This window comes from Microseira wollei NIES-4236 (genome assembly GCF_020521235.1).
Lineage (GTDB): Bacteria > Cyanobacteriota > Cyanobacteriia > Cyanobacteriales > Aerosakkonemataceae > Microseira > Microseira wollei.
In genome coordinates this window covers 1-25,605 of the sequence record NZ_BLAY01000150.1, presented here as the reverse complement: position 1 = coordinate 25,605, position 25,605 = coordinate 1, and the positions used below count along the sequence as shown (strand labels likewise).

Annotated in this window: 28 protein-coding genes and 1 pseudogene; 11 read left to right on the top strand and 18 right to left on the bottom strand. The window is 46.7% G+C overall.

Translation table 11 applies throughout. From position 1 onward, the window contains the following. The 7 genes and pseudogenes from MiSe_RS35740 to MiSe_RS35710 all read right to left on the bottom strand — a co-directional run. A partial coding sequence (locus tag MiSe_RS35740; RefSeq protein WP_226589292.1) for a hypothetical protein occupies positions 1-291 on the bottom strand: 291 nt, incomplete at its 3' end. A 36-nt stretch (positions 292-327) separates the two neighbouring features. Further along, on the bottom strand, positions 328-2,934 hold the full coding sequence (locus MiSe_RS35735) for a COR domain-containing protein (protein WP_226589290.1): 2,607 nt from the start codon (positions 2,932-2,934) through the stop codon (positions 328-330). 64 nt (positions 2,935-2,998) lie between these two features. Continuing rightward, entirely contained in the window at positions 2,999-3,478 is a 480-nt protein-coding gene (locus MiSe_RS35730) for a PIN domain-containing protein (protein ID WP_226589287.1), read from the bottom strand. Beyond that, a complete protein-coding gene (locus MiSe_RS35725) occupies positions 3,475-3,720 on the bottom strand; it encodes a UPF0175 family protein (protein WP_226589284.1) in 246 nt (81 codons plus the stop codon). The genes MiSe_RS35730 and MiSe_RS35725 overlap by 4 nt, the downstream gene beginning before the upstream one ends. A 111-nt stretch (positions 3,721-3,831) precedes the next feature. Then, positions 3,832-4,167: a DUF433 domain-containing protein gene (locus MiSe_RS35720; protein ID WP_226589281.1), complete on the bottom strand. Its 336-nt coding sequence runs from the start codon at positions 4,165-4,167 to the stop codon at positions 3,832-3,834. Between the two features lie 213 nt (positions 4,168-4,380). Further along, positions 4,381-4,698: pseudogene (locus MiSe_RS35715) on the bottom strand (DUF433 domain-containing protein); the annotation flags it as partial. A gap of 138 nt (positions 4,699-4,836) precedes the next feature. After that, positions 4,837-5,085, bottom strand: a complete 249-nt coding sequence (locus MiSe_RS35710) for a UPF0175 family protein (protein WP_226589278.1) — start codon at positions 5,083-5,085, stop codon at positions 4,837-4,839. 146 nt (positions 5,086-5,231) lie between these two features. On the opposite strand from MiSe_RS35710, the gene MiSe_RS35705 reads away from it, so the two are divergent. The 3 genes from MiSe_RS35705 (at position 5,232) to MiSe_RS35695 (ending at position 6,858) form a co-directional block, all read left to right on the top strand. After that, positions 5,232-5,513 (top strand): DUF4926 domain-containing protein, encoded by a 282-nt coding sequence (locus tag MiSe_RS35705; RefSeq protein ID WP_226589275.1) that lies wholly within the window; start codon positions 5,232-5,234, stop codon positions 5,511-5,513. A gap of 70 nt (positions 5,514-5,583) precedes the next feature. Continuing rightward, entirely contained in the window at positions 5,584-5,832 is a 249-nt protein-coding gene (locus MiSe_RS35700; RefSeq protein WP_226589273.1) for a type II toxin-antitoxin system VapB family antitoxin, read from the top strand. 78 nt (positions 5,833-5,910) lie between these two features. Further along, on the top strand, positions 5,911-6,858 hold the full coding sequence (locus MiSe_RS35695; RefSeq protein ID WP_226589271.1) for a ribonuclease Z: 948 nt from the start codon (positions 5,911-5,913) through the stop codon (positions 6,856-6,858). 244 nt (positions 6,859-7,102) lie between these two features. Here MiSe_RS35695 and MiSe_RS35690 read toward each other — a convergent pair whose 3' ends face one another. Next, positions 7,103-7,525: a hypothetical protein gene (locus MiSe_RS35690; RefSeq protein ID WP_226589269.1), complete on the bottom strand. Its 423-nt coding sequence runs from the start codon at positions 7,523-7,525 to the stop codon at positions 7,103-7,105. A gap of 442 nt (positions 7,526-7,967) precedes the next feature. Next, the gene (gene cobU / locus MiSe_RS35685) at positions 7,968-8,537 is read right to left on the bottom strand and encodes a bifunctional adenosylcobinamide kinase/adenosylcobinamide-phosphate guanylyltransferase (protein ID WP_226589267.1); all 570 of its coding nucleotides are present in this window, start codon (positions 8,535-8,537) and stop codon (positions 7,968-7,970) included. 76 nt (positions 8,538-8,613) lie between these two features. On the opposite strand from cobU, the gene MiSe_RS35680 reads away from it, so the two are divergent. The 6 genes from MiSe_RS35680 (at position 8,614) to MiSe_RS35655 (ending at position 15,049) form a co-directional block, all read left to right on the top strand. Further along, positions 8,614-9,303 (top strand): hypothetical protein, encoded by a 690-nt coding sequence (locus tag MiSe_RS35680; RefSeq protein WP_226589265.1) that lies wholly within the window; start codon positions 8,614-8,616, stop codon positions 9,301-9,303. A 478-nt stretch (positions 9,304-9,781) separates the two neighbouring features. Further along, positions 9,782-10,771: a glycosyltransferase family 2 protein gene (locus MiSe_RS35675; protein WP_226589262.1), complete on the top strand. Its 990-nt coding sequence runs from the start codon at positions 9,782-9,784 to the stop codon at positions 10,769-10,771. After that, positions 10,743-11,384 carry a hormogonium polysaccharide biosynthesis acetyltransferase HpsU gene (hpsU, locus tag MiSe_RS35670; protein ID WP_226589259.1) on the top strand — a complete coding sequence of 214 codons (642 nt, stop codon included), beginning with the start codon at positions 10,743-10,745 and terminating at the stop codon, positions 11,382-11,384. Before MiSe_RS35675 ends, hpsU begins: the two co-directional genes overlap by 29 nt. 741 nt (positions 11,385-12,125) lie before the next feature. Beyond that, entirely contained in the window at positions 12,126-12,857 is a 732-nt protein-coding gene (locus MiSe_RS35665; protein WP_226589256.1) for a vWA domain-containing protein, read from the top strand. A gap of 16 nt (positions 12,858-12,873) precedes the next feature. Further along, positions 12,874-13,770 (top strand): PP2C family serine/threonine-protein phosphatase, encoded by an 897-nt coding sequence (locus tag MiSe_RS35660; protein WP_226589253.1) that lies wholly within the window; start codon positions 12,874-12,876, stop codon positions 13,768-13,770. After that, complete coding sequence (locus MiSe_RS35655) at positions 13,748-15,049, top strand: helix-hairpin-helix domain-containing protein (protein WP_226589251.1); 1,302 nt, start codon at positions 13,748-13,750, stop codon at positions 15,047-15,049. The genes MiSe_RS35660 and MiSe_RS35655 overlap by 23 nt, the downstream gene beginning before the upstream one ends. Before the next feature lie 569 nt (positions 15,050-15,618). On the opposite strand, the gene MiSe_RS35650 is transcribed toward MiSe_RS35655, so the two are convergent. The 3 genes from MiSe_RS35650 to MiSe_RS35640 all read right to left on the bottom strand — a co-directional run bounded on the left by MiSe_RS35650 (position 15,619) and on the right by MiSe_RS35640 (position 17,467). After that, positions 15,619-16,404 (bottom strand): ATP-dependent DNA ligase, encoded by a 786-nt coding sequence (locus MiSe_RS35650; protein ID WP_226589248.1) that lies wholly within the window; start codon positions 16,402-16,404, stop codon positions 15,619-15,621. Next, positions 16,405-16,701 (bottom strand): hypothetical protein, encoded by a 297-nt coding sequence (locus tag MiSe_RS35645; protein ID WP_226589245.1) that lies wholly within the window; start codon positions 16,699-16,701, stop codon positions 16,405-16,407. 181 nt (positions 16,702-16,882) lie between these two features. Then, entirely contained in the window at positions 16,883-17,467 is a 585-nt protein-coding gene (locus MiSe_RS35640; RefSeq protein ID WP_226589242.1) for a rhomboid family intramembrane serine protease, read from the bottom strand. 101 nt (positions 17,468-17,568) lie between these two features. Between MiSe_RS35640 and MiSe_RS35635 the strand changes: the two genes are divergently transcribed. Beyond that, on the top strand, positions 17,569-17,757 hold the full coding sequence (locus MiSe_RS35635; RefSeq protein ID WP_226589240.1) for a hypothetical protein: 189 nt from the start codon (positions 17,569-17,571) through the stop codon (positions 17,755-17,757). Here the strand turns inward: MiSe_RS35635 and MiSe_RS35630 are convergent. Further along, positions 17,749-18,828 (bottom strand): SGNH/GDSL hydrolase family protein, encoded by a 1,080-nt coding sequence (locus tag MiSe_RS35630; protein WP_226589238.1) that lies wholly within the window; start codon positions 18,826-18,828, stop codon positions 17,749-17,751. The two genes, MiSe_RS35635 and MiSe_RS35630, sit on opposite strands and share 9 nt — an antisense overlap. 266 nt (positions 18,829-19,094) lie before the next feature. Next, the gene (locus MiSe_RS35625; protein ID WP_226589236.1) at positions 19,095-21,053 is read right to left on the bottom strand and encodes a S9 family peptidase; all 1,959 of its coding nucleotides are present in this window, start codon (positions 21,051-21,053) and stop codon (positions 19,095-19,097) included. A gap of 355 nt (positions 21,054-21,408) precedes the next feature. Here MiSe_RS35625 and MiSe_RS35620 point away from each other — a divergent pair, with 355 nt between their 5' ends. Then, the gene (locus MiSe_RS35620) at positions 21,409-21,717 is read left to right on the top strand and encodes a Nif11-like leader peptide family natural product precursor (protein ID WP_226589234.1); all 309 of its coding nucleotides are present in this window, start codon (positions 21,409-21,411) and stop codon (positions 21,715-21,717) included. A 42-nt stretch (positions 21,718-21,759) separates the two neighbouring features. Here the strand turns inward: MiSe_RS35620 and truB are convergent, their stop codons facing one another. The 4 genes from truB to MiSe_RS35600 form a co-directional block, all read right to left on the bottom strand. Continuing rightward, on the bottom strand, positions 21,760-22,719 hold the full coding sequence (truB, locus tag MiSe_RS35615; protein ID WP_444980601.1) for a tRNA pseudouridine(55) synthase TruB: 960 nt from the start codon (positions 22,717-22,719) through the stop codon (positions 21,760-21,762). Between the two features lie 40 nt (positions 22,720-22,759). Then, positions 22,760-24,541 (bottom strand): alpha/beta hydrolase, encoded by a 1,782-nt coding sequence (locus MiSe_RS35610; protein WP_226589231.1) that lies wholly within the window; start codon positions 24,539-24,541, stop codon positions 22,760-22,762. A gap of 59 nt (positions 24,542-24,600) precedes the next feature. After that, complete coding sequence (locus tag MiSe_RS35605) at positions 24,601-25,251, bottom strand: hypothetical protein (protein ID WP_226589229.1); 651 nt, start codon at positions 25,249-25,251, stop codon at positions 24,601-24,603. Beyond that, positions 25,163-25,605, bottom strand: a 443-nt coding sequence (locus MiSe_RS35600) for a hypothetical protein (protein ID WP_226589225.1), incomplete at its 5' end; no start/stop codon positions are given. The genes MiSe_RS35605 and MiSe_RS35600, both read right to left, overlap by 89 nt.

Genomic DNA, 25,605 nt, shown 5'->3' with positions numbered 1-25,605 from the left:
AGAAAACCTTCGAGTCAGGGGCAAAGCTGATTGATGCCGTGCCCCGACGATCAATCTTGACATCATGATGGGGCGATCGCGACCCAGTAGGGGCACGGCGGCAGAAAACCTTCGAGTCAGGGGCAAAGCTGATTGATGCCGTGCCCCGACGATCAATCTTGACATCATGATGGGGCGATCGCGACCCAGTAGGGGCACGGCGGCAGAAAACCTTCGAGTCAGGGGCAAAACTGATTGATGCCGTGCCCGTTTTTGGGGCACGGCAGCAGAAAACCTTAGAGTCAGGGGCAAAGTTGATCGATGTTCCCTACAAGAATCTTGAATATATTACCGTGGCGATGGTAGCGAGACTTCGATGCCCAATTTGTTGCCCAGATCGATCGCATTGTTGGCAAAATCGGTCATGCCTGCGATCGCCACTCCGGTGGCTGTAGCGGCTGCTAAGATTGCGGCTAGGCGTTTCTTTAAGCGGGTTTTGCTGCGATCGCTTTCGGGTTTTTGGATTTCGGCTTCGACATCTTCAATATCGATAATTATCTCATCGCGCACGTCTGGAGGAAATTGTGCGGCGGTTTGACGCATTGATGCGATTAGTTGTAAAAGTTCGGCTGTGTTGGCGTTATTGTTTTGGATAAATGAGTTAATTTGGGCGTTGTCGCTGCCGATAACGCCATACATCGGGCCGTTGAAGTTGTTGGTTTTGGAAGAATCTTGAGTCATGACTTGAGCTTCTGCTTTATTAATGATGGGTCTACTAACAGCGAGTTTGGTAATCTCTACAAGGTCATCGTATTCTTTTTCAGAAAACTTATCGCCCATTTGCCTTTTGCGGCGAACTTCGATCGCTTCGTACCCATCTAGCAGTTGCCGCAGATCGAGTTTGAGTTTGAGTTTGCCAAGGCGCACTGTATTTTCGCCCATTTCCTCCAGTCCTAGAAGTTCTTCGTAGTCCAATGGATCAGCATCGGGATGACCGGGAACGGGAACCCATTGACCGACTTCTAAATTGGCGAAGGAGTTGTGAATTTTGTTAAAAGTATCGCGAATTAGACTCAGGAAAGAACGCCGCGTCGATTCGCGTCCGCTGACGGCAATAAAGATTTTCTTGTCTTCAGGATCGGATTTAATTCGGGCGATGTTATAAACTTCTGTGCCTTCGCGATACTCCAACATTACCCCAGTCCGCCAGTATGTCGCGTTGTGGATTTTCTCGTGGGTGAGGACGATGAAGCGAGAGAGGATGCTATCGGGGAGGATGCGGTAGTGGTATTGGAATTCCAGCGTGTCGCCTTTGAGTTGGGTGTTTTTCGGTTCTTCTTTGGGCAAGATACCGGGAATGAGGAACTTCCGTTTGCAGTCAGGGAGGGGAAAGCAGAGTTGAAATTCGCCCATCAACTCGGAGAGGCAGTTGTAGCGGTGGGCAGGATAGCGCTTGCAGTCGAGGATACGGCTGAAATCGGCGTGGGTGAGGATGCCTTTGGTTTTGGTTTTGAGATCGTCGTCGCTGAGAAGGGCGTAGATGCCTTCCGTCACCCAGTGGGGGTTGAGGATGTTGGTGGATTGCAGGATGGGGTGATCGCGGAAGTTGAGGACGATGCCCAAGTTGTGCAAAAGTCCGATTAGTTGGATTTGATCGGTTTCTTTGAGGATGTTTTCTGTAGCGCAGAGGGTGGCGTATTCGCTGATGGTGATGAAGTCTTTATCGAGGTTTTCTAGGTTTTGTTTAACGTTGAACCAGGTTAGAGGTAGGAGATCGTAGACTTCTTTGAGTTGGGCAATTTCGGTGTGGATGGCGCTGCGGAGTTCGTCGATTCCGGTGTCGCTTTGGCAGGAGGTTTCGATAATGGCTTTGATGTTGGGATATTTGTCGCGCAACGCTTTGCGGTTGATGTCGAGGGGTTGTTCGTCGCATTTGTTGCCGACGATGAGGACGGGGGATGCGTCGCCGAAGCTTTCGATCAGTTTCAGCCAGTATTCCAGGCGGTTTTCGTCTTCGCTGGTGCGGCAGTTGCACACCAAAATGTAGAGGCTGCGTTTGGTGAGGAAAAATTGGTGGGTGGCATGGTAGATTTCTTGTCCGCCAAAGTCCCAGACGTTGAGTTTGACGGTTTTGGTGTTGACTGTAATCTTCCAGTTGGTGATGTTGAGTCCGTCGGTTTGGGGTTCGTTGGGGTTGTATTTGTTGTCGATGAGGCGGTTAATAAGCGAGGTTTTGCCGACGCTACCTTGTCCGACAAGGAGAACTTTGGCTTCGTTGAGGGGGAGAACTTCGCCGCTGCGGAGTTGGCGGAGATAGTTAAAAATCGCTGCGGGAGTACCGGGGTCTTCTCTCCGGTTGGCTGGTCCTAGTACTTCTGGCGAAATTGGCAAGGGATTGCCACGGAGATCGAGTATTTCAAGTTTTGGCAGTGTTTCCAAGAATTCAGGAATCTTTTCAATTTTATTGTTCTCAAGATAGAGTTTGGTGAGATTCGTTAATTGGGCGATCGCCGCCGGGATTTCTCTGATCTGATTGCCACCGAGGTGAAGTTTTGTCAGATTGGATAACGATGCGATCGCCGCCGGGATTTCTCTGATCTGATTGTCAAAGAGGTTAAGTTCTGTCAGATTGGATAACGAAGCGATCGCCGCCGGGATTTCTGTTATCTGATTGCCACCGAGGTTAAGTTCTGTCAGATTGGATAACGAGGCGATCGCCGCCGGGATTTCTCTGATCTGATTGTCAAAGAGGTTAAGTTCTGTCAGATTGGATAACGAGGCGATCGCCGCCGGGATTTCTCTGATCTGATTGTCAAAGAGGTGAAGTTTTGTCAGATTGGATAGTTTCGCGATCGCATCCGGCAACTCTTCCAATCCCAAACCCGCCAAACTCAATTCTGTCCAGCCTTCATCTGCTGCTTGGTCGATTAACCGCAGCAACTCCTCTCGCGTCATGCTCTTTGTATCTCGGTTGTCTTGTGTCTATTGTGACAGAGAAAAACGGCTGATGGACAAATAGTTATTCTTGGGCAATCTGTAAAATACGTTGGTAAAGATTGTTGGTCATCCAGAAACCTGCATCATTAACTAAAGAATCCAACAAAGGACGCACCAATGGAATCATTCCCTGAGCTTTTGCACGGAGTAAAACACCCAAAACACCTTGCACCCGTAAGCCATAGCGTGTAGCCACTTGGACACCCCTACGTTCATCCAGCATCAGTAATGTTGCCTGTCGTTCAATAGCAAGCGCAATAGCAGATGCTTCACCTGGATCGAGTTCCAATTCTAATTGAACTACTAATTCTGTATTCACTACCGCTACAGTTTCTATCCAACTGAGGGTTTGCACTTCCACAGATCCAGGCACACTAAATGTTGTTAGTTCTTCATACACTGCCTCTGGAATCAAAATTGTGCCGTACAGTTGGTGCAGTAAATCTAGCTGCGCGATCGCTGCTAAATTCGTAATCGGTGAAGTATCGCTAACAAATGTCACAAATAGCCTATCTCCTGCATCATTGCCACCTCTGCCTCTAATTCTGGCACATCATAATGCACGGGAATCTGACGACTTGCTAGCAATTTTTGAAACTGCAACCGTGGCATATTTGCCAATCGACTTGCTTGTGCTAGCGTCAACCTTTCCTGCTGAAACAGCATAATTGCGATCTCTTGCAACATCTCCACATCCGAGAGTTTTGCAGCGTTCAGCACTTCATCTGGAATTAAAACAGCCATTTCGACACCATATGACTCGTTTAGTTTAATTTTAACGATTCTTCCTGTACAACTACAACAGCTTACCCTTCCCGTATCGCAAAATTTTCATTATAATACAGCCTTACAGTTTCAATCTTCATCGGTTTGATGAGAAGCGATCGCCAGATCAATTTCTTGGCGATGGCGATCGTAATAACTCCAAGCATTCTCTAGATCTTCACGAGACAAACCTGGAAAATTTCTCAGTAACTCAGCCTCATCAGCCCCCTGTTGGCGAAAAGAAACCAACGTCCACACAGGAATGCGGGTGTTGCGAATCCGCGCATTTCCTCCACATACTCCGGGGGTAATCTGAATCGCCCTAGCCGCGAGTTTTTCTTGCAGTTTTTCTTGAAACAGCAAACTCTCTTCAGGAGTTAGCGACTCAATGACTTGAATTAAGGAGTCAACCAACTGAACGTTCATAACCAGTAATTTACAGAAGATAAAATAGCGATCGCTCTTTTAAACTATCATAGCTCCAACAAAAAGCTACCGCCGCTCAAAATCTACCTGACCGCAATCGTTTTCAATCGCTTGTCGCATCTCGCTCGCGTCTTCTGATGGTAGGCTACCTGCGATATCTAGTAATAATTTTCCTGGAATGCCTTGCCGAGGAGGTAACCGACTGACCACAGCTTGGTTTTCCCGTTCTGCTTTCAGTTTTCGCAATCTTTCTGTTGCGGGGTGAGGATTTGCTGCTTGCATCTTTCGTTGTTGATGCGACCACTCCAACCAATCTTCTAAATATTGACTGACTGATGCTTGATTTTGCAAATAATACAAAATTGTGGCGTAGACTTCTGCCAAAGTTAAAGAGGGATAGAGTTGCTGAATTTCTTCGGCAGTGCGTTCTCGATAAATATATTCATACAGCACTGTTTCAATCCCAATCCGATGCCCTTTAATCCGAATATCATCGGGTGCTAGAAAATCAAAAAAATCGTTCAGTAGCATATTGATTATATCTCTTTGTTACTGGTTACACTTAAATACCAAGCTACCAATCGTCTCAGGAAGTTGAGGGAGGTTTTGTAGGATGCGATCGCGTGTTGATTGCATAACCTCTCCAGAATCATTTGTTTTGGCTAAAGTCTAGCGCAAATAGCCTATCTCCTGCATCATTGCCACCTCTGCCTCTAATTCCGGCACATCATAATGCACGGGAATCTGACGACCTGCTAGCAATTTTTGAAAGTGCAACCGTGGCATATTCGCCAATCGACTTGCTTGTGCTAGCGTCAATCGTTCCTGCTGAAACAGCATAATTGCGATCTCTTGCAACATCTCCACATCGGAAAGTTTTGCAGCGTTTATCACTTCATCTGGAATTAAAACAGCCATCTCGACACCATATTACTTGTTTAGTTTAATTTTAACAAAGTAGAGTGGGAAATACCCAATACTGAAAGCATCCAACTCCGTACTACCTGGGAAATCACCCCAGACACCAATTGTCCGCGTCTCATTACCGCATTTATCAAACGCTCATGAACCCAGCCAAACTATTCGATCAGATCGCCCTTCTTAAACCCATTTCCACCGAGCAACTAAAGTTAATTGAAGCTGATTTCGTTACCGTTGATGCTTTACCAATTGGTCTAGTTGGGACGAGCGTGGAAATTTATTCATCAGATGAGCAACTCTCCTATCTGATTGAGTTTTCTGATTCTGAAGGTTGTGAATATGCAATGGCAATCTTAAAAATAGAAGATTTTATAGTGCTGCATCACGAGCTAACTAATCCTTTTACAAAACTGGCGATCGCTTAAACCTTCTTGCCACCAACAACATTCCAAGCTGTAAAGCTATAATCGGAAAGCAGTTGGAAGAAAAAAGCCAATGGTAACTAGCCTGAATGTGGATACGGCACTACTGCAAGAGGCGCTCGAACTAGATCGAGAAGTACCGATACAAACATTAGTTGAAATCGCATTACGCGAATACATTCAGCATCGCAAACAGATGAAAAAATCGGAAATCAGTTTTGGAGAATCTCTCTCTGCATTCCGACAAAAATATCAACTCGATGAACTAGGTTTAAATCCTGATGAAATTTGGGGAGAGGTGCGCGATCGCATCTTTGAATGACCCTGGGTGATTTTAGCGATCGCTGGCAACACCAGTATGTCAAGATGTCAATAGAGAGATTGAGGTTGAGCAAGCGCCGTGCAGATAACGTTTTTAGGCACAAGCTCCGGTGTACCGACGCGATCGCGCAATGTTTCCGCCGTCGGTTTGCGCCTACCCCAGCGCGCAGAATTTTGGCTGTTTGATTGCGGCGAAGGCACTCAGCATCAAATCCTCCGCAGCGAACTCAAAATTAGCCAGCTACGTCGCATTTTTATCACTCACCTGCATGGCGACCATATTTTTGGTTTGATGGGATTGTTGGCAAGCTACGGTTTAGCTGGCAATCCCAACCGCATCGATATTTACGGCCCACCAGGTCTAAACGAATACCTGCAAGCTTGTCAGCGCTACTCTTATACCCATCTTTCCTACCCGCTTAAGGTCTATACGGTTCGACCTGGGGTAGTTTACGAAGATGAGGAATATACGGTCATCTGCGGTAACCTAAAACACCGCGTCACCGCCTTCGGGTATCGCATCGTAGAAAAAGACCGACCCGGACGGTTTAATGTGGAAAAAGCCGCCCAGATGGGAATTCCTCCCGGCCCAATGTACGGTCAACTCAAACGCGGGGAAAAAGTCACTTTACCCGATGGTCGTACAATTAACGGCGCCGATCTATGCGGCCCAACGGAAATCGGTCGCAAAATTGCCTATTGTACCGACACGATCTATTGCGATGGTGCTGTAGATCTGGCGCAAGATGCGGATGTATTGATTCACGAAGCCACCTTTGCCCACCAAGATGCCGATCTTGCCTTCGAGAGGTTGCACTCGACTTCGACAATGGCGGCACAGGTGGCTTTGGCTGCGGGTGTCAAGCAGTTAATCATGACCCATTTTAGCCCGCGCTACGCCCCTGGAAACGACCTCCAGCTTGATGATTTGCTCAAAGAAGCCCGTGCTATTTTCCCCCATACTCAGATGGCTTATGACTTCTTCTCCCATGAAGTGCCGCGCCGCAGGACGAATGAGGCAGGATAGTTTTACAGGACTTACGCTCAAAGGAGGCCATCACCTTTGTTTCTTCCCAAAGATCTAGTTCCTTGCTCGACGATTTTTCCTAGAAACCCTGTTTCTTTGCGTAATATCATGTCCCTGGGCAACGGTTGTGTAACTGCTAATAGCTAATCGCTAATGGCTAATGTCAGGAAAAATACTATATTAGCAATTAGCAATTAGCAATTAGCCATCGATACACTACCGATACCTAAGGACATGATATAAGTCATGTCATCTTTAATTTGCTCAGTCTGTCGCGGATATCTCTGAGATGGGTTTGGGAGTCAACGGGCGCGCGCGGTAAAGGTACGCTGGTGTTAGGCCAATCCGATAAGTCATTGCAGGGACAAACCAGAGGCGGCATCCCGGCACTCCGCATTGGTACGGGCATGGAACAACGGGCGCAAGGACTCAATTCCCATGCAGGTGTTAGCAATTGGGCAATTGTTTCGTTGGTTGCTTCTAGGTAACAGTCGCCAGAGTCGGAGGAGAGAATTTGCTGCCATACCGCTTCAAATTCCTCGCTATAGCGATCGCCAGAAATAACTGGTTGTGGTAGCAACGCCACTTGACCGCTCTTAATCAAAACTTTCTTGCCCAACTGAAACCAATAGGCAAGATATTGTCTAACCTGCTGTTGGGATGCCATATTTTCTAATAATTTTGAGGTTTGAGTTGGAGTGAGTGAATCTCTTACTTTAATCCTTGCGATCGATTAAGGATAGGTCATCGGTCATGGGGGAGAGGGAGAGGGAAGAGAAGGAGGGAACCCGATCCCATTGCTCTATGGGGGAAATGCATCGCATTTTGGCAATAAATTTGGCTCTATTTCTTTCTGACTATAGTCTTTGGGTACAAAACAAGACAGAAGTTAGAATATTCTAGTTTAGAATTTATCCCAAAAATGCACTTTTGGGGAATTGGATATAATAATTCATCAACGTCAATCTGGGTGTAGAAAACAGTTAAAATTATCAAAAAATAGCTTTCAGATAGGCAATGAATTAAGAATTACCCCAAATACTGCTAATTGCTCAAGTTTGAACCGCTAAGATATATGCTAACCCTTGGTTGGAAATTTGAACCGACGATTACGGACTGTTGGGGGGTAGGGGAAAACCGATCTCGGTCAGGTTAAGTACGTAGCCGCCGGTAACCAGATAAACCGCATCGGACTTGGCACCAATCCGGCGGACAAGAGTACCCAAGCGATCGCGGAACGTCCGACCAGCAGGATAAGCCGGAACCACTCCCCAACCCGTCTCCTCGGCGACTAAAATTGTATCGGACTTGGCAACGGCTAAACTGTCAAGTAACTGTTGCAGGGTTTTCTCCCAAGTGACATCTTCTTGCTCCAACAAGTTGGCGACCCAAGTTCCCAAGGAATCAACCAACAGGCAGGAGGATGGAGGAGATGCCAAAATAGTAGCAGCCAGATCGATTGGCTGTTGCACTGTCGTCCAATCAGCCGGACGCCTGCGTCGGTGTTGTTCAATGCGTTCAACCCATTCTCGATCCGTCGGGTCAACTGTAGCGGTTGCTACGTAGATCGCCGACTTGCCGGTTTGCTTAGCTAGGGTTTCGGCCCATTCGCTTTTACCGGATCTGGCTGGGCCAGTAACTAAGATTAATCGACTTTTGGCTGCGGCTATTGGGTTCATTGTCCCACCAGAGAAGTTGACGCATAGAAATAATAACTGGAACAGGTGATGATTCCAGGCGCAAGAGGGTATCTTTATGAGACTGGAATTAAAACAAATTGAAGCGACGCTACAACAAATAGCCGCGCAAAACGCTGCCACTGGAGAACAGCCATCCGCGTCGCAAAAAGAGCAGACAAAAGAGCATCTGTCAAGTGCCGCAACGGGCAAGAGCGATGCCCAGGCGGCAAAAAAGGTACTGCGCGACCCCCTATCGGAATTAAAGCTGGGATCCCAGTCAGCGGTTGTACCCGCCCAAACCAAGTCGCCAGCGCTTCCCAAGCTCAAACAGCCTTCGTTTAGCAGTCACCGCCACGGAATTAACCCAAACCTGCCGATGACCTTGCTCAAAGAAATCGAAGCAACGCTAGCAGGTTGGCAGGCAGAACTAAAGCAAATTTTGCAACAAATTCAAGAGGTTTACCAGGAAGGCGCGGTGATCGAAGGCTGGGTCGAGTCCGCAGAAGAAGGAAAACCACCTGCTGAAGCAGGGGTGAATGCTTCTCCCAACCCATTCTTCCGGGGTTATCGCCTCTGCGGGGTGGATGGGGATGGCAAGCTTTGGTCGCGTTCAATTACACCCCAGCAGCTACCAGAGGTGAGTTTAGGGATCGCCCGATATCAAAAACTAAAACAATTTTTGACTCGCAAGCAGGAGTTGGAACATCGGTTGAACGAACTAGCTGAAATGCTGATCTTAGTACAAGGGCATTTGCAAAAGCTATGAACGGGTCGCAGTTATCATTTTCCGGAGTTTTGGGTGCATCTGCTGTGAATATTGCCGGATAGCCAACAGCGACCAATCCTGAGTTGGCAGCACGTACAAATGCTTACAAGATTCCTAGTTCAGACCCAATGGCAATGAAGATGTAGTTAAACGGTCAGATTCTATATCGAACTCCAGCGATAATGGGAATGCTATCGTGAAGTACCCCAACCTGCTTGGCTCTTGTTGGGGCTTCCAACATCGTTGAACTCAGGGACGGTCTTATTCGTCGAAAGGAGTTTCCCGCTTCATCCGTCGTTGCCACGTTGGGAATATCACAGGGGTGTACCTCGTAGTTGCCCCGGCTATCCATCCCCACCGCTCGCGTCGGGTGGGGAATTCCGCCGGACTAGGTTAAGCTTTAATCGGTGCGTGTCCCTCACCAAGGTGTCTTTAACCCTTGCTAATCTCGATTTAAACCCTTCTTCTCACCGCCAAAATGACTTCCACACCCGCTAAAATTCCAGTCTCCGTCCTCATCCCCGCCAAAAACGAAGAAGCTAATTTGCCTGCGTGCTTAGAAAGTGTAGCAAGGGCAGATGAAGTATTTGTGGTCGATTCCCAAAGCAGCGATCGCTCGGTGGAAATATGCGAAAAGTACGGCGCTAACGTTGTCCAGTTTTACTTTAACGGTCGTTGGCCCAAGAAGAAAAACTGGTCTTTGGAAAACCTGCCTTTCCGCAACGAATGGGTTTTGATCGTCGATTGCGACGAACGCATTACCCCCGAACTGTGGGACGAAATCGCCGCCGCAATTCAAAATCCAGAGTACGATGGCTACTACCTCAACCGTCGCGTGTTCTTCCTCGGTCAGTGGATTCGTCACGGGGGTAGATATCCCGATTGGAACCTACGCCTGTTAAAACACCAAAAAGGTCGCTACGAAAACTTGGGGACAGAAGAAATTCGCAATACCGGCGACAACGAAGTCCACGAACACGTTGTTTTAAACGGCAAGGTGGGATATCTCAAAGAGGATATGCTCCATATCGATTTTCGGGATATCTTTGAATGGCTGGCGCGCCACAATCGCTATTCTAACTGGGAAGCTCGCGTTTACCAGAATATCCTTACCGGAAAGGGTGACTCGGGCACAATTGGTGCTAACCTCTTGGGAGATGCAGTCCAGCGCAAGCGCTTTCTGAAAAAAATGTGGGTGCGAATGCCTTTTAAACCCACTCTGCGGTTTATTATCAGTTATATTTTTCAACTCGGCTTTTTGGATGGAAAACCGGGATATATCTACGCCCGACTGCTGAGTCAATACGAATATCAAATCGGCGTGAAACTCTACGAGTTACAGCGTTTTGGCGGTCATTTAAACGTTTCCACCCCATCGGTTACCCCCCCTAAGGCATCGCCGTCTTCCGATTCGTCCTCTGCAAAGGATTCTACTGCCTATGACTCCGTCAGCTCCAGAACCAGCTGATGTCAATAAATCTATAATTCATCCACTAGAGCAAGCACCCGTTTTGGATGCCGAACCTTGGATCGATCTGCGAAAGTACGACCAATCGGGCTACGATCGCGGGCGCTTGGGATGGTATGTTTTGCTCTGGTGGTTCGTGCAAGCGATCGCTTTCCCCCTCACTCCCCACCAATTACACGCCCCCCGCTGCGCTTTGCTGCGTCTATTTGGAGCAAAAATTGGCAAGGGCGTCGTCATTCGTCCCACCGCGCGTTTTACCTATCCCTGGAAAGTTGAAATCGGCGATTACAGTTGGATCGGCGATGACGTGGTTTTTTATAGCCTCGATCGGATTCAGATTGGCAAGCACTGCGTGATTTCCCAAAAAAGCTACCTCTGTACCGGCAGTCACGACGCCTCTGACCCAGCTTTTGGCCTAAAAGTCGCTCCCATCGCCATCGGTAACGGCGCTTGGGTGGCAACCGATTGTTTTATTGCTCCAGGCGTGCAAATTGGCGCTAATACTGTTATAGGCGCGCGCAGCAGCGTTTTCCGCAGTTTACCCGCCGGACAGGTTTGCTGGGGAACTCCCTGCCGTCCCCAGTCGCCAAGAAAGATGAGAACCGAAATTTGAGGGGTTTTCCCGTCAGATGGCGTGGAAGGGGCAAACCCTGGGTGCGTGCTAACCTCAAATTTGGCGCAGGTATTCTCTAAAAAACCGGGTTTCTTGGCAGATAAAACCCATCAAAATTAATTTTGTCGATTGCTAGGGGCAGAGCATCTCTAGCAGTCACATGTATTAAATTATACTAAATTTTCCGATACCTTGGTATAACTTTTGTTGGTGGATTAGGACTTATATCGTGTCCGGTTGCATCGGTTGCGTTTGGAGAGCAAAGGGGATGGGGGAGCAAAGGGGATGGGGGAGAAAAAACGCTTTTTCGCACAATCAACTATACACAACTGATCTCTCGCGGACATGATATTACGCAGCACGGGGGTAGAAACCCGGTTTATTCAAACATATTTACGCAAAGAAACCGGGTTTCTCTGAAAAAGATATACGGAGAAACCCGGTTGATTCAAACATATTTACGTCTTAAACAGAGGATATTTGCATAGAAACCGGGTTTTTTGCTTAATTACTGTTGATTTTAACCAGGTTTTCCACTTTCAAAACTGGCTGATTGAACGCAGACTGTAAAATACCACCAGCTGTCACGAAACTATGAGCCGGCTTTGTGTTAGGTATATAAACTTATTAACAAGAACCCTCGGTTTAATAATAGTGGGAGAAAAAAAGGGGGGATTTCAGTAAGCCGTTATTTTTTGTAAACTATATAACAAGGATGTTTTTTCAGATCGGGAGCGTCCGATGGGGTTAAAACAGGTTGGCTTGCTCGATCAAGAGCAGCGTTGCCCGGTAATATTGCTGCTAGACAGATCCGCATCTATGGCATGGGCAACTCGAACGGGTAAAGTACCAATAGAAGAGTTAAATAAAGGGCTAGCTGTGTTTAAAAAGGCAGTACAAGAAGATGAAATTCTGGCCATGCGGGTTGACGTTGCAATTGTTACATTCGGCCCGGTGGAATTATGCCAAAACTTTGTCACAATTGATCGGTTCACGCCGCCACAGCTTCAGGCAAGCAATGTGAGTCCTATGGGAGAAGCGATTGAGTTCGCTATAGACTTGGCAGAAAAACAAAAAGCATTCTATCGTGAACAAGTAATACCGTACTATCAGCCTTTGATATTTATGATTACAGACGGTCAACCTGGTTATGGATATACTGAAGGCGGTCAAGATGCTGCTTTGGAGAAAGCACTTTTAGTTTCGCAACGATTGAAGAGCTTGGACAGTGGCAGAGGCAGTAAACCTAAACTTACCTTTTTCTCAATTGCAGTTCAGGGGGCAAATATGTCTATTTTAAGACAGATTACGCCTGCCAAACGTCCGGGTGAAATAATGGATAGGGTACAAAAGTTAAACGGTTTAAATTTTACCGAACTGTTTCAATGGATCGCTGAGTCGGTTGGACAAGCAGCTCGTCTGGGGACACAGGCAAGATTTACTCCCACATCTGCTTTAAGTTCAAACAGCTAGATTGCATTTGTATTTTATGGCATGGAAAGCAATAGCACGCTTTTGTGCGGGAACTAAGCACCAAAAACGCAATATTGAGTGTCAAGATTATGCGGCTTGGGAGATTTTGAAAGATCGTGCGATCGCTGGTGTAGTTTCTGACGGTGCTGGCTGTGCAAAATATGCTGCACAAGGTGCAGAAATAGCTGTCAAAACAGCAATTTCCAGTATAAAGCGCTCGTTCGAGCCACTAAATCCCGTTTTAGTTGATGCCAGCAGTCTAGTTGCATACTGTCATCAACCCTTGCTTTTTGTCAGTAAACTGTATCGTTGGTTTTTTTCCCTATTTGGATTCAAAAATCCCAAGAAAGTTCGCTGTCTAGGAGAAATTAGCGACTCTAAAACTAGAGAAATTTTTAACTTAGCTTTAGAGCAAGTGAGGTTATCATTACAACAGCAAGCAGTCAAGCGACAGTGTTCTATTGATGAATTTGCTTGTACTTTGTTAGCTTTCATTGCCACCCCTGACTGGATAGCTGCCATGCAGATAGGAGATGGATTTATTGTTGTGCGACAACCTAATAATAATTATCAGCTTCTTTTTCAACCACAAAAAGGGGAATTTATTAATGAAGTAGCAGTTTTCGTAACTTCAGATAATGCTAAAGATGAGATGAAAGTGCAGACTTTTCCTGGAAAGCACAAGTTTATTTGTGTTTCCACAGATGGACTAGAGCTTGTTTCAATCCGCTTTCGAGATTTTCAACCTTACAAACCATTTTTTCAACCTTTTGAGGAATATATGGAAATTATTCCCGACCCCGAACAAGAAACTGATATCGAAGATTTCCTTAATTCAGAACAAGTAAACCGCCGTACTAATGACGATAAAACATTACTTTTATGCTTTTATGATGAACAATCAAATGTTTAACGAACACCAAGTATTAACTTGCAGCGAAACAGGTGGATCTGTTCGCTTAGTCAAACAGATTGAACGCGGTTTTGAGGGAGCGATTTGGGAAATAATCCCAAATAGAGATTATGTGGCAAAACTTTACCATGAATTACCCTCTAGCTATCAATGTGAGAAGCTAAAAGCGATGGTGAGAAATCCACCCGATGACCCAACAAATGAAGAGAATCACGTTTCAATTGCTTGGCCTAAACGACTGCTTGAAGACGACGAGGGTAATACTGTAGGCTTTTTGATGCCATATATCAAGCCAAGCGTTACTATTCCGAGAATTTATAATCTTAGATATAGACAAAACAATTATCCTGGATTTAACTGGCGGTGCTTGCACGGGACAGCCCAAAATTTAGCATCGATTGTTTGGGCAATTCATAGCAAAGGTCACGTTCTGTGCGATATTAGCGATAAAAATTTGCTGGTAAATCCTACCAATGCTTATATTTCTATAATAGATACAGATTCGTTTCAGATTGTTGATGGCGATGCCAAAAAAATCTATCCAAGTTTAGTTTTAGGCACGCTAGAATATATGCCACCTGAATTGCAAAATCTTGAAGATACCGCATCAATAAATAAAACTGAAATACACGATCGCTTTTCCCTGGCAGTAATAATTCATAGATTGTTATTTGGTTATAATCCATTTCATGGTGGGTGGCCTTTCGATGATGATGAAGTCAGTTCCGTGGAAGAATATATTAGTAAAGGGTATTGGTTACATGGAAGAAATAATAACAAGCTAAGACATCCAAAAGACATAATTCCCATAGAAGTTGTCCACCCAGAAATTCAGGATTGTTTTTATAGATGTTTTGATGATGGATATAAAAAACCTAGTTTGCGTCCGACGGCAAGGGATTGGTTTTTTGCTTTGGAAAAGGCGCTCGCCGATTTGAAAACTTGCGACAAGGAACCAAATCATTTTTACAGTAATACCTACAGCAAGTGCTACTGGTGCGAGGATGTGTACGATCGTTTTCCATCGGTAAATCAAAATATAAATCCAACTCCCGATGAGGTAACCATACCTACTAAGCTCGTTGTTGAAATTGTTGTTCCGCCTAAAGAAACAAAAAACTATTCACCGAAGTTTTACGATATTAAAGCTCTCTCATCGACTTTATTGATAGCGCTTCCAGTAATTGCTCTGATATTTTGGCTATTAAGACCACAAGGTGTTCTTGACCATTCTATAAAAACACCTCCAACAGTTAATGTAGAAACAAAAAGTCCTTGAGACATTCTAATATCGAATTTGGTTGCATCGGAATTATTAGCTTTCTTGGTAATTGGTAATAACTCAAGTTGCTAGTTACCTCTCTGGGAGCGGCTAATGGCTAATGGCTAATGGATCGATTGGTAAAAATCCTAGATTAGCAATTAGCAATTAGCAATTAGCAACGCCAAAGTTTATAACTAGCAACTTGCGTTAATAGGTTTTGAATAATTCCGATGCAACCGAACATGATATACCCCTCTTCTGTAACTCTACCCAGATGAAAACATGAAATCCTTGCTATACAAGAGTTTTAGGCTCAAGCGATGGTGATGTTGATCGGAATAGAAAATAAACAGGACTTACGCAAAGAAACAAAGGGCGATCCGAAAAATCGTTGGTTTTGCAACCAGAGATCAAGGTCGAAACCGGGTTTCTGGCATCCTCGTGCGTAAGTCCTGATAAAACCACAAACCCAACCCTAGTCTAAGGTTTAAACATTGCCTTTTATTTTTGTTTTCGGAAAGTGACAGAAGAGGGGTAACTGTTAACTTTCACCGCAAAAACCAACAAATCGACCATGCCACAACTTACCAGCGAACTGTAATTTTCACCCCACCGGGATTCATCTGATGGCGACGGGTAATTTCTGCCATATCTGCTTGCGAAAATCCGGTTCCCACTGCTCCGATTGTGACTAATTTACCGTTAATCTCTGGCGCTACTGCGATCGCGCCAAAGCGTCTGCCATCCGTTTTGGTGAAAGATAAACCTACAATGAACAAGTCTAATTCCAAGGCATATTTTGTCCTGACAATGGTCTGCTTGCGGATATCCTTACCACCGATATAAGTACAATTGTGTAACAGCCAAATTTCCCCTTCTCTGTCTTCAGATTGCTGTTTTGTAGCTAATGCTAGTTTTTCCTCTCTAGTCCTTGCAGTCGGCAAAACCTCAAACAACTTATGGGGTAAATATTGACCAATCTGTTCCCCAGCTTCTATCCTTTCAGCTTCTGTTGTAGTTGTCAGAGCGCGCCTTGAATAATATAAAGCTTTGAAAATGGCGTAAACTGTCACAACCGGAGTATTTTCTGCTCCCGCAACCGCATTCGCAGTTGCTGCTTGGGGTGCTGTACGATGTTCGCTACCCGTGACGGAACGGTAATAGACTTCGCCATCTAAAACAAACGTTCCTAGTTGATTTGCTGCTTGGAGTAACGCCTGGTTAATTTCTGTCGTCGGTTTTCCCTTCGGTTTTGTTGAACGCGATTGATAGTAAATTTTCTCTTTTGTCGCAACGATAACTCTTCTACTACCATCCCGTTTTGGCTGTCCCCAATAGTCAAGTGAGTCAATATAATAAGAACGATCCATTTATGCATCGACTGGCTGCATTGTGACAATGCTTCCTGGCTGCAAATGGGGTGGTAAATCAGCAACAAGAGTTGGTGCTTTCAGGTTTGTTGCAGATGCGGTCAAAGAAGCAGTTGCAGTTTTTGGGGAAACGCTTTTTGCTGACGATTGTTTGACTGGTTTTGTTGGGGTTTTTTCCCCTGTCTCTAATTCAAATGCCTTCTGCCAAAACCCTAGCGCTATTTCAGGATATCCTTCAGATTCAGCACATATCGCCAAGCTGACAACTTTGCTAACACCAATCCCACGACCGACCATAGTTTTCCAGATACTCAACTGCTCCTGCAACCCCCATCAAATGCCAAGAGGATTTCACAATACGTTTATTCCATCTTTCCCGAATTTCTGAAGTAATCCCCTGAGCAGCGTTTCGCTTTGAGTCATTGGGTTTGTAGTAAGCGCTTGAGCGCTGTTTTTGGCGCTTTAGCGCTCCTAGTCCCTAGCCCCTATGTTTTTGTTGTGCCAAAAAGCGTGCAGCGATCGCACCCCCAATAAAACCAAACAAGTGTCCCTGCCAAGATACCCCCGGCAGCGTGGGCAAGATGCCCCAGATCATGCTGCCGTAAGCAAAGCCAACGAATAAAGACACGAACAGCGATACGGCACTGCGTTCAAAATAGCCGCGAAACAGTAGAAAACCCAGATAACCGAAAATAACACCACTGGCACCGATATGGATCGAACCAGGTTCGCCAGTCAACCAGACACCTGCACCGCTGACGAGCATTGTTATAGCGCTGACAACAAAAAAATCGCTGGTTTCTCGTAGCATAATTAACCAGCCAAGGGTGAGAAAAGGGATAGTATTTGCGGCTAAGTGAACAAAGTCGCCGTGCAGAAAAGGTGCAAACAAAATGCCGCGCAGTCCGATCTCCTCGTGGGGGATAATGCCATAAATATTGAGCGCTCCTCTAAGAGAAGTATCGACAATTTCCACCAACCACATCACGGCGATAATGCCACCTAAGATGGTGACGTGGGTTTTCAATTCGCGGGCGATCGCAGATCCATCCTCGCTGCTCATGTGTGTGCCTCTGGGTGAGTGATTTCGATCTGCTTCCAAGGTAGCAAGGAAAGCGAGCAAGTCCTTCAGGACTTACGCACGCGGCGCCAAAAACTTTGGTGATGCGTTTATTTCGCGGGTCTAAACCCAAGATTTGTCGCATCACCAAAGTTTTTTTGCGTAAGTCCGGTCGAATGGGAGACTCTCTGACGCGGAGAATTCTGGGAACGCATTCCCCGCGTCGCCGCGTCGCCGCGTCTCCCCGTCCTCTTTGGTCAGATGCGATCGCCCAAACTATCGGGTTATGCTGACCGGGTAACCAAGTTAGCTTTTTGGCGTTTGTGCTTTAGCACCGAAACCGTTCCCAAAACCCCGAAGGCGAATATCGCCACCGCCGAACTTGGTTCGGGAACTGTTTCTGATGGTTTGGACGTTAGTGCGGAAAATGCTAAATTTGCCACTAACCTATTAGGGCCAGTAGTCAGATGGAAGGTATCCCAGAATAAATACTCGTCCGGGTTAGGACAAGGAGTCGGTGCAAAAATATCTGGCAGACAAGAGTCTGTAACGTTTGTCAAACCGAATTGGGCGGGATTAGCTCTGATTTGATCGCCTAGAGTATTAACATCGAGGGGAATCAGGTTAACGCCAGAACCCAAATTTTGGCCCAAAAGATTGAGAGTTTGAGACAAACCCGCGTTATGCGCTCCAGTCAAAGCGTTGAGAGGTTGAGAAAGCGGCGTTTTCAGGGTCAGGGGAATTTGGCCCATATTTCCTAAATTTACCACCATGATATTTTTAGCCCCGACTCCGGCAAGGGTTGTCACCGCTGCCGATATATTAGCCAGTGGTATATCTGGCTTGTCATAAGGCTGAAAATGACTCGTAGTAGGTAAGTAATCGTTGGCGCCAGCCCATACAATATAAAGTGCGTTCGGGTCAGCCTTCTTAGTAGTCATTGCCAGAAGCGATGTAAATTCCTCTACTTGCTTCTGTAAACCGAATAAGCGAGGATCTATCGTGTTAGCGGTTCCCGTTGTCGCACCCCCAAAGGCAAAATTAATACCTTGGGCCGGGTTGCCGCCGCTTGATAAACTGGTGAATGCAGAAGGGTTTAATCCCAAATCCTTCGAGAGATAGTCCACCCAGTTTGGGCCATTGGACAAACGTCCGTTAAAGTAAGGTGGACTTGGGGGAACGATGGGACTTGCCGGATCGACACTATTAATTTGTTTGCTGACATTGTAGACGTTCCCCGGATCCGAAAGACTGTCTCCAAAGACGTAGATGCCGCTGAAGGTGGCTGCAAAAGTTTTAACCGGAAACAGAACTGATAAGACAAAAAATCCTGTGGCGAGTACTCGCCTTCGTATGCTAGCCATCGATTTGCTCCTTGGCGGTAGATGCAGTTTAATGAAAACTATTGTCCCTTGTTTACTCTCGTTTCAGTGAAAATACGCACAAAATTCAAATAAATTTTACTGAAATTTTATAATTCTCGATAAAATTACTAATTTCTGCATAATCGTTATTTAACAAGGGGTTGACCTCTCCCCCTTGCCCCTCTCCTGCAAGGAGAGGGGTATCATTGCGCTCCCCTTCCCTGGTAGAGAAGGGGGGTAGGGGGGGTTAGGTTTCCCCACCGCTATCAGGTAAGATTGGCAATAGCTACTGGGGCGATCGCTTCTGCTGGTTCAAACCCAAACAGGCGGGAGTAGAAGTAAAACTCGCCATCAAGACAACGCTTGATATTTTCGGCGCGGCGGAAACCGTGTTGTTCGCCCTCGAAGGGGACATAGGCGACGGGCAAACCTTTCTTCTTGAGTACTTCTACCATGATTTCCGCCTGATTGGGGGGAACGACTTTATCTTCCAACCCTTGGAAGAAAATCACCGGACAGGAGAGGCGTTCGGTATAATGAACCGGCGATCGCTCGATGTAAATATCTTGTCGTTCTGGATAAGGCCCGATTAACCGATCGAGATACCGGGATTCAAACTTGTGGGTATCTTTTGCCAAAGCTTCTAAATCACTGACTCCGTAGTAACTCGCACCTGCTTTAAATGTATCGCGGAAAGTGAGGGCGCACAGGGTAGTATAACCACCGGCGCTACCGCCTGCGATCGCCATCCGGTTCCCATCCACCAAACCTTTTTCTGCCAGATACTTAGCACCGTTGGCGCAGTCGTCTACATCGACAATGCCCCAATTACCATCCAAGCGTTGCCGATATTCTCGCCCATAGCCGGTACTGCCACCATAATTTACATCCAAAACGGCAAAGCCGCGACTCGTCCAATATTGAATTTTTAAGTTAAAGCTACTCGAAGTCGCACCCGTTGGACCGCCGTGACTTCGTACCAGCAACGGCGGTTTTTCCCCATCCGGTGCAATGTAGTCGCGATTTTTGGGTGGATAGAAAAAAGCATGTGCCGTCAGACCATTTTCGGTGGGAAATTCAATAGCTTGCGGTACGGAAAGATAACCGCTATCAATCGCTACTTCAGTGGCGCGGCGCAGCACCTGCATTTCTCCTGTTGCTAAATCCATCAAAACTACAGAAGTTGGTTCTGTAGCCGATCCAGCAGAGAATACTACCCTACCCGCAGCAGCTTGGGGGGAAGAAATATCTGTGTATGGAGTATCTATTTCTACTAATTTACCGCTGGAAGTGTCGAGACGGGCGAGATGCCAAATGCCGTTTTGGGTGTAGGTGCAAATGATGGAATTTTCCGCCTCAAATGTATAGTTGGACATGCCGAAAACCCATTGCGGCTGACCAAATTCAGCTGCCATATTGCACAGAGGTTCGATCCCCCCTGCCCCCCTTAATAAGGGGGGTGAAAAGCGGTAGAGGTTCCACCAGTTAGTGCGATCGCTGACAAAATACCGTACCCCATTTGGCGACCATTCTGGTTGAAATATAGACTCGTTATCGCCACCGGCAACAAGTTCCGGTTCAGCTAACGAACCATCTTCTTGAACTTGGGCTACCCATAATTGAGTCCCATCCCAGGGCATATTTGGATGGTTCCAGCACAGCCATGCCAGTTTATCACCATCCGGCGAAAGGCGGGGTGATGAGTAAAAATCGTTACCTTTAACTAGCACTTGGATGTCTGCACTATTTTTGAGATTAATACTGACTAAAGTGTTGACTGGTTCGTGACTGTCACCGCTATGGTCTTCTCTGACACAAATTAGGCGTTCTCGCTGGCGGTCGATAATGCTATCGGCATAGCGCAAATTTCCGTCTGAAGGGGGTGTAATGGGTTCTGGTTCTGTATTAAGAGATTGTTTGTAAAGGCGTTGATCGGCAAAGTTAGAAAAATAAATTATGCCATCTGCAATGACAAAACTACCACAACCATACTCGTGGACGCGGGTACGCACGTTGAAACCAGAAGGCGTGACATCGGATATTTTGCCATCTGGGGTACGTCGTACAATGACGTTGCGTCCACCTTCAGTCGGTCGCATTTCCACCCAGTAAATATACTGACCATCGAGTCTGGCTGCACCCAATCCAATTGTTTCCGAGACAATTAAATCCGAGGTAATCGGTGATTTCCAAGCACCTGTGGGTGCCACTTGCGGTTGTGTCATATAGTTGATCGCCCTTCTGTTGATAAGTGAGTTAAAGTCGGACACAAAGGTGGAAGCGTTCACGAAGTGTGTTGCTTCGCAACGTATCGCTCCTGTTGTTGACTCATTATGAATCGAATCCAGCCATTGAGTAAAACAATCAGGGGTGAGGAGCGCGTCGAAAATCCTCTGTTTGTTGTTTAGTAGGAGTGGGAACCAATCGGTTTCCTGTGGCTAAAAAACAATTTTTAACATAGATTTGACGATTTTGAAGGGTTATACTAGAAGTAAGAACGCAGTTTTTTCAACAAATATCACTTGATTAGCAATCGCGAGCGCCCTGTTTAGGCGCTCGCTCCAAGAGGAGTGCGAGATTATGTCACTGGAACAAGTCAGAGTATTTTACGAAGTTTTGGCATCGGATAAAGACCTTTACGAAAAATACTTTAATCAGTGTGGTAGTCAGGGTCTTTTCGGGTCTTGGCATTGGAACAAAACTAAAATAGTCAGTTTTGGGGCGACTCTTGGCTATACCTTCACGGAGAACGAGCTGGAGCAAGCATGGTTTGAAACCACTTCAAGCGATGCTAAATCATCGATCGTTGCCTTAGAATACGATCGGATTCCCCAGAAAAATTACTTAAGAAATAAAGTTAAAAATTGGGTAAGAATAGGCGTGTCCTAAAAGGTTGGTGCCCTAGACCCCCGTCAATCGATGCCTGAAAAGTCAATATGGGAGTGAATCAAACACCATTTGGGGAATGAGCATCTTCCGATCTTGTTGTTCAATTAACTGACCAATCCCTAAAAAACGCTCCCCCTCCCCATAAATCCGTAACAAAATTTTAGCTGGAGTGGGGGGCGGATTTGTAGGTGCGATCTGCGAGATGGTTTGATTCTCTGTTTTGTTTCCCATTTCGTCATGGCAAAAAAGACGCTGTCCGTTGCACCAGACTTTAGCATCTTTTGCCGATAGGGTAACGGATGCTAAATGCTTTAATCCTTGATCTGGAGGGATGGGGTGAAAGGTGCCTTGGTCGATCTGGGTTTCCAATTGATCGAACGTGACGCTATCGGATAAGTTGAAACCGCTGCTTAAAGTACGCTCGAGGGCGGCGAGGGTTCCCCCAGTTTGGAGGACTACGCCCAGATCGCGAGCGATCGCTCTAATATAAGTACCGCTACCGCAAGCGATCGCTACATCCAATTCAGGAAATTCCCCCAAACGCCAATCCAATACTTCTATCCGATAAACTTCCACAGTACGCGCTGGCACCTCTACCGTTTCACCCGCCCGTGCTAATTCATACAAGCGTTTACCCTGTACTTGAATCGCACTGTAAATCGGTGGTACTTGCTGAATAATTCCTTCAAATTGCCCAAGTGCTGCTTTTACTTGATCTAAACTTAAACCAATAACCGATTTAGAGGTGATAATTTCCCCTTCTAAATCATCTGTTGTCGTTGTTACCCCCAATCGAATGGTGGCGCGATAAGCTTTATCCGTTCTGAGATACTGCAATAACCGCGTCGCCTTTCCCACAGCAATAGGTAAAACGCCAGTTGCAGCGGGGTCTAAAGTTCCCCCATGTCCTACCCGCTTCAGGCGCAGGAGTCGTCGCACCTTAGCAACGCAGTCGTGAGAAGTGATTCCAAATGGTTTGTTTAAGTTAAGAAAACCTTGCACGGTTTGGATTGCTAATTGCTCATTGCTCATTGCTCATTGCTCATTGCTCATTCTCCTCTGCTCCAGAGCTCCTCTGCTCCAGAGCTCCCCTGCTCCTGGGTCCCTCTGCTCCTGCGCCTGTTCCCTCTCTCTGAAGTGCTGCTGTCAGCTGAGCATCTGAGAAAGATTGCACGAGACTGAGTTTAAGCGCTTCCCGACTGATAAATCTAGTGTATCCCGCACTTAAGTAAGGACGGTAGTCGGAGCTGTCGTTGAGATAAGTGTGAAAGAATGCCACGCTGAGAGCGCCTATATAGCGACGCGCTGTGGCAGGTTCGGGGCCAAACGGTAAGGGAACGGGCCAAACGCCACCGCCTGCGCCTGATTCTTCTAGGGTAGAAAAGTGAGTGGCATTTTCGATTGTCACGAGATATTTGTCTGGAGTCGTGAGCCAGGTAAACGGCTGGATTTGTTCTTCCAAGGGGGGTGTAACCGTATCGGCGCTACCCGCGACGAGCGCAACGGGAATTTTGATCTGACCGATTCCAGTAGGGCCAAAGACGCTGCTGGACAGGGGATTGATGGCGATCGCTGCTTTAATTCTCTCATCGCGCAAATTAGTCTGAGCGGGAGTTAATTTCAGCACCTCGCACTGGAGCAACAAGGACAAATTCCAGGAGCGATCGAGGTTTTGACAGTTTTTTTGCAGTTGTCCGAAGTCTAAAGTAGCACCCGCCAGTGCCAGCGCCGTGTAGCCGCCAAAAGACTGACCGATGACTCCAACTTGTTGCAAGTTCATCTTACCTTGAAACGTGAGGTCGGATTGAGAGCGGCGTTCGAGTTCGTCGAGCAAAAATTTTACATCCAAAGGTCGATTGATAAATTCATCGGGTTTAATCGCTTGTAAAGCTCTACCAGCAAGTAAGTTTTGCAATTGCTGGGCATTGCTACCCGGATGTTCCGGTACGGCGACGACAAACCCGTAAGAAGCGAGTTGCTGGGCTAAATAGAGAAAGCTGGTACGATCGGAACCCACGCCGTGAGAGATGACAATTACCGGCGCAGGCGTTTGACGTGACTGCCATATGGGGGAGATAGGCAGGTAAACATCTGCGTTAAAAACGCGATTGCGGTTGATATCGTTAAGCCTAAGCGTTTGCTTGCGCCAGGTAAACGCGCCGGGGCGTCGTAAATCTGGCAGTCGAGACAGAGTAAGCGGAGAATCCCCTGTTGCTTCGGTATCAGAGGCAGAGGTAACGGCAGCGATCGCTTTATTGTTTTGCTCTACTATTTTTGATAGTTCATCGGCGATTTGGAGGCTGCGAACCAAATCGATGCGGATGCTGGGAGTGGGAAACTTCCGCAGGAAGTTTAGCAGCGTCAAGCCATTTCTATCCGCTGCTGCCTTAATTAAAGCCGCCCGAATCGCACGGGAACCCGATACCCCAGCTTCGGTTTGAATCACTTGTCCTAACCGCTCTAGCAAGTACTCAGCTTGGGGCGTATAAAGAAACTGGGAAACCGCTACCGGACTAATTGGCAGGCGCGTTACCAGAATCTGGCGCAACTTAGCCATCTGTTGCGGGTTGGCATACTGGGCGTAGGCGCTTAAGTCTTGATTGATTCTGCCTTGCCTAGCATAGAGTTCCAGAGAGTTAATCGAAATCGAGCGCTCAAATATTTCAAACGTAATTTGAATTCGCTCTGCGGCAAAGGCAGCAGGAGTTGAGACAATTGCAGGCAGTAGCCAAACTCCCGTCAATATACCCATCCAGTGGAGTAGCTTGCTGGTGGGATGCTTGCTCTGACGCGGCTTAGTGGATTTTACAGCAAACTCAGCCATACAAACGCGGTTTATCGGTTAACTTTGAATTTGCGAATGTCGAGGGCAGCAACCTATTTCTATCCTGGCTGACGTTTGCCAAATCGTCTAGGTTTCGGTAATTGCAGCGATTTTGGTAGTAGCACGGCATCCACCACGTTTGCAGGAGTGAAACATATTGTGTATATCGATTGTGGTAGGGACACGGCATCCACCACGTTTGCAGGAGTGAAACATATTGTGTATATCGATTGTGGTAGGGGCACGGCATCCACCACCTTGGCGCTGATGAAAAATACTATGTATATCGATTGTGGTAGGGGCAGGGCATCCACCACCAAAGCAGGAGTGAAAAATATTGTGTATATCGATTGTGGTAGGGGCAGGGCATCCACCACCAAAGCAGGAGTGAAAAATATTGTGTATATCGATTGTGGTAGCACGGCATCCACCACCTTTGCTCTGATGAAACATATTGTTGATGCCGTGCCCCTACTGCCAACCCAGATCAGGCATCCACCAGGTTGGCGCGGGTGAAAAAAATATTGCGTATATCGATTGTGGTAGCACGGCATCCACCACCTTTGCTCTGATGAAACATATTGTTGATGCCGTGCCCCTACTGCCAACGCAGACAAGAGATCAACCGCGTTGGCGCGGGTGAAAAAAATATTGCGTACATCGATTGTGGTAGGGGCACGGCATCCACCACCTTTGCTCTGATGAAACATATTGTTGATGCCGTGCCCCTACTGCCAACCCAGACACGGCATCAACCGCGTTGGCGCGGGTGAAACATATTGTGTGTATCGATTGTGGTAGGGGCACGGCATCCACCACCTTTGCTCTGATGAAACATATTGTTGATGCCGTGCCCCTACTGCCAACCCAGATCAGGCATCCACCAGGTTGGCGCGGGTGAAAAAAATATTGTGTATATCGATTGTGGTAGGGGCAGGGCATCCACCACCTTGGCGCTGATGAAACATATTGTTGATGCCGTGCCCCTACTGCCAACGCAGACAAGAGATCAACCGCGTTGGCGCGGGTGAAAAAAATATTGCGTACATCGATTGTGGTAGGGG

Excerpts from the sequence above, each read along its gene's own strand:
- MiSe_RS35605 (WP_226589229.1), bottom strand. The coding sequence starts at position 25,251 with ATGTTTCATCAGAGCAAAGGTGGTGGATGCCGTGCCCCTACCACAATC.
- MiSe_RS35630 (WP_226589238.1), bottom strand. The coding sequence starts at position 18,828 with ATGGCTAGCATACGAAGGCGAGTACTCGCCACAGGATTTTTTGTCTTA.
- MiSe_RS35610 (WP_226589231.1), bottom strand. The coding sequence starts at position 24,541 with ATGGCTGAGTTTGCTGTAAAATCCACTAAGCCGCGTCAGAGCAAGCAT.
- MiSe_RS35635 (WP_226589240.1), top strand. The coding sequence starts at position 17,569 with ATGCGTTTATTTCGCGGGTCTAAACCCAAGATTTGTCGCATCACCAAA.
- MiSe_RS35705 (WP_226589275.1), top strand. The coding sequence starts at position 5,232 with ATGAACCCAGCCAAACTATTCGATCAGATCGCCCTTCTTAAACCCATT.
- MiSe_RS35675 (WP_226589262.1), top strand. The coding sequence starts at position 9,782 with ATGACTTCCACACCCGCTAAAATTCCAGTCTCCGTCCTCATCCCCGCC.
- MiSe_RS35660 (WP_226589253.1), top strand. The coding sequence starts at position 12,874 with ATGGCATGGAAAGCAATAGCACGCTTTTGTGCGGGAACTAAGCACCAA.
- MiSe_RS35735 (WP_226589290.1), bottom strand. The coding sequence starts at position 2,934 with ATGACGCGAGAGGAGTTGCTGCGGTTAATCGACCAAGCAGCAGATGAA.
- hpsU (WP_226589259.1), top strand. The coding sequence starts at position 10,743 with ATGACTCCGTCAGCTCCAGAACCAGCTGATGTCAATAAATCTATAATT.
- MiSe_RS35640 (WP_226589242.1), bottom strand. The coding sequence starts at position 17,467 with ATGAGCAGCGAGGATGGATCTGCGATCGCCCGCGAATTGAAAACCCAC.
- cobU (WP_226589267.1), bottom strand. The coding sequence starts at position 8,537 with ATGAACCCAATAGCCGCAGCCAAAAGTCGATTAATCTTAGTTACTGGC.
- MiSe_RS35725 (WP_226589284.1), bottom strand. The coding sequence starts at position 3,720 with ATGGCTGTTTTAATTCCAGATGAAGTGCTGAACGCTGCAAAACTCTCG.
- MiSe_RS35645 (WP_226589245.1), bottom strand. The coding sequence starts at position 16,701 with ATGGTCGGTCGTGGGATTGGTGTTAGCAAAGTTGTCAGCTTGGCGATA.
- MiSe_RS35655 (WP_226589251.1), top strand. The coding sequence starts at position 13,748 with ATGATGAACAATCAAATGTTTAACGAACACCAAGTATTAACTTGCAGC.
- MiSe_RS35680 (WP_226589265.1), top strand. The coding sequence starts at position 8,614 with ATGAGACTGGAATTAAAACAAATTGAAGCGACGCTACAACAAATAGCC.
- MiSe_RS35700 (WP_226589273.1), top strand. The coding sequence starts at position 5,584 with ATGGTAACTAGCCTGAATGTGGATACGGCACTACTGCAAGAGGCGCTC.
- MiSe_RS35720 (WP_226589281.1), bottom strand. The coding sequence starts at position 4,167 with ATGAACGTTCAGTTGGTTGACTCCTTAATTCAAGTCATTGAGTCGCTA.
- MiSe_RS35690 (WP_226589269.1), bottom strand. The coding sequence starts at position 7,525 with ATGGCATCCCAACAGCAGGTTAGACAATATCTTGCCTATTGGTTTCAG.
- MiSe_RS35710 (WP_226589278.1), bottom strand. The coding sequence starts at position 5,085 with ATGGCTGTTTTAATTCCAGATGAAGTGATAAACGCTGCAAAACTTTCC.
- MiSe_RS35625 (WP_226589236.1), bottom strand. The coding sequence starts at position 21,053 with ATGACACAACCGCAAGTGGCACCCACAGGTGCTTGGAAATCACCGATT.
- MiSe_RS35620 (WP_226589234.1), top strand. The coding sequence starts at position 21,409 with ATGTCACTGGAACAAGTCAGAGTATTTTACGAAGTTTTGGCATCGGAT.
- MiSe_RS35650 (WP_226589248.1), bottom strand. The coding sequence starts at position 16,404 with ATGGATCGTTCTTATTATATTGACTCACTTGACTATTGGGGACAGCCA.
- MiSe_RS35665 (WP_226589256.1), top strand. The coding sequence starts at position 12,126 with ATGGGGTTAAAACAGGTTGGCTTGCTCGATCAAGAGCAGCGTTGCCCG.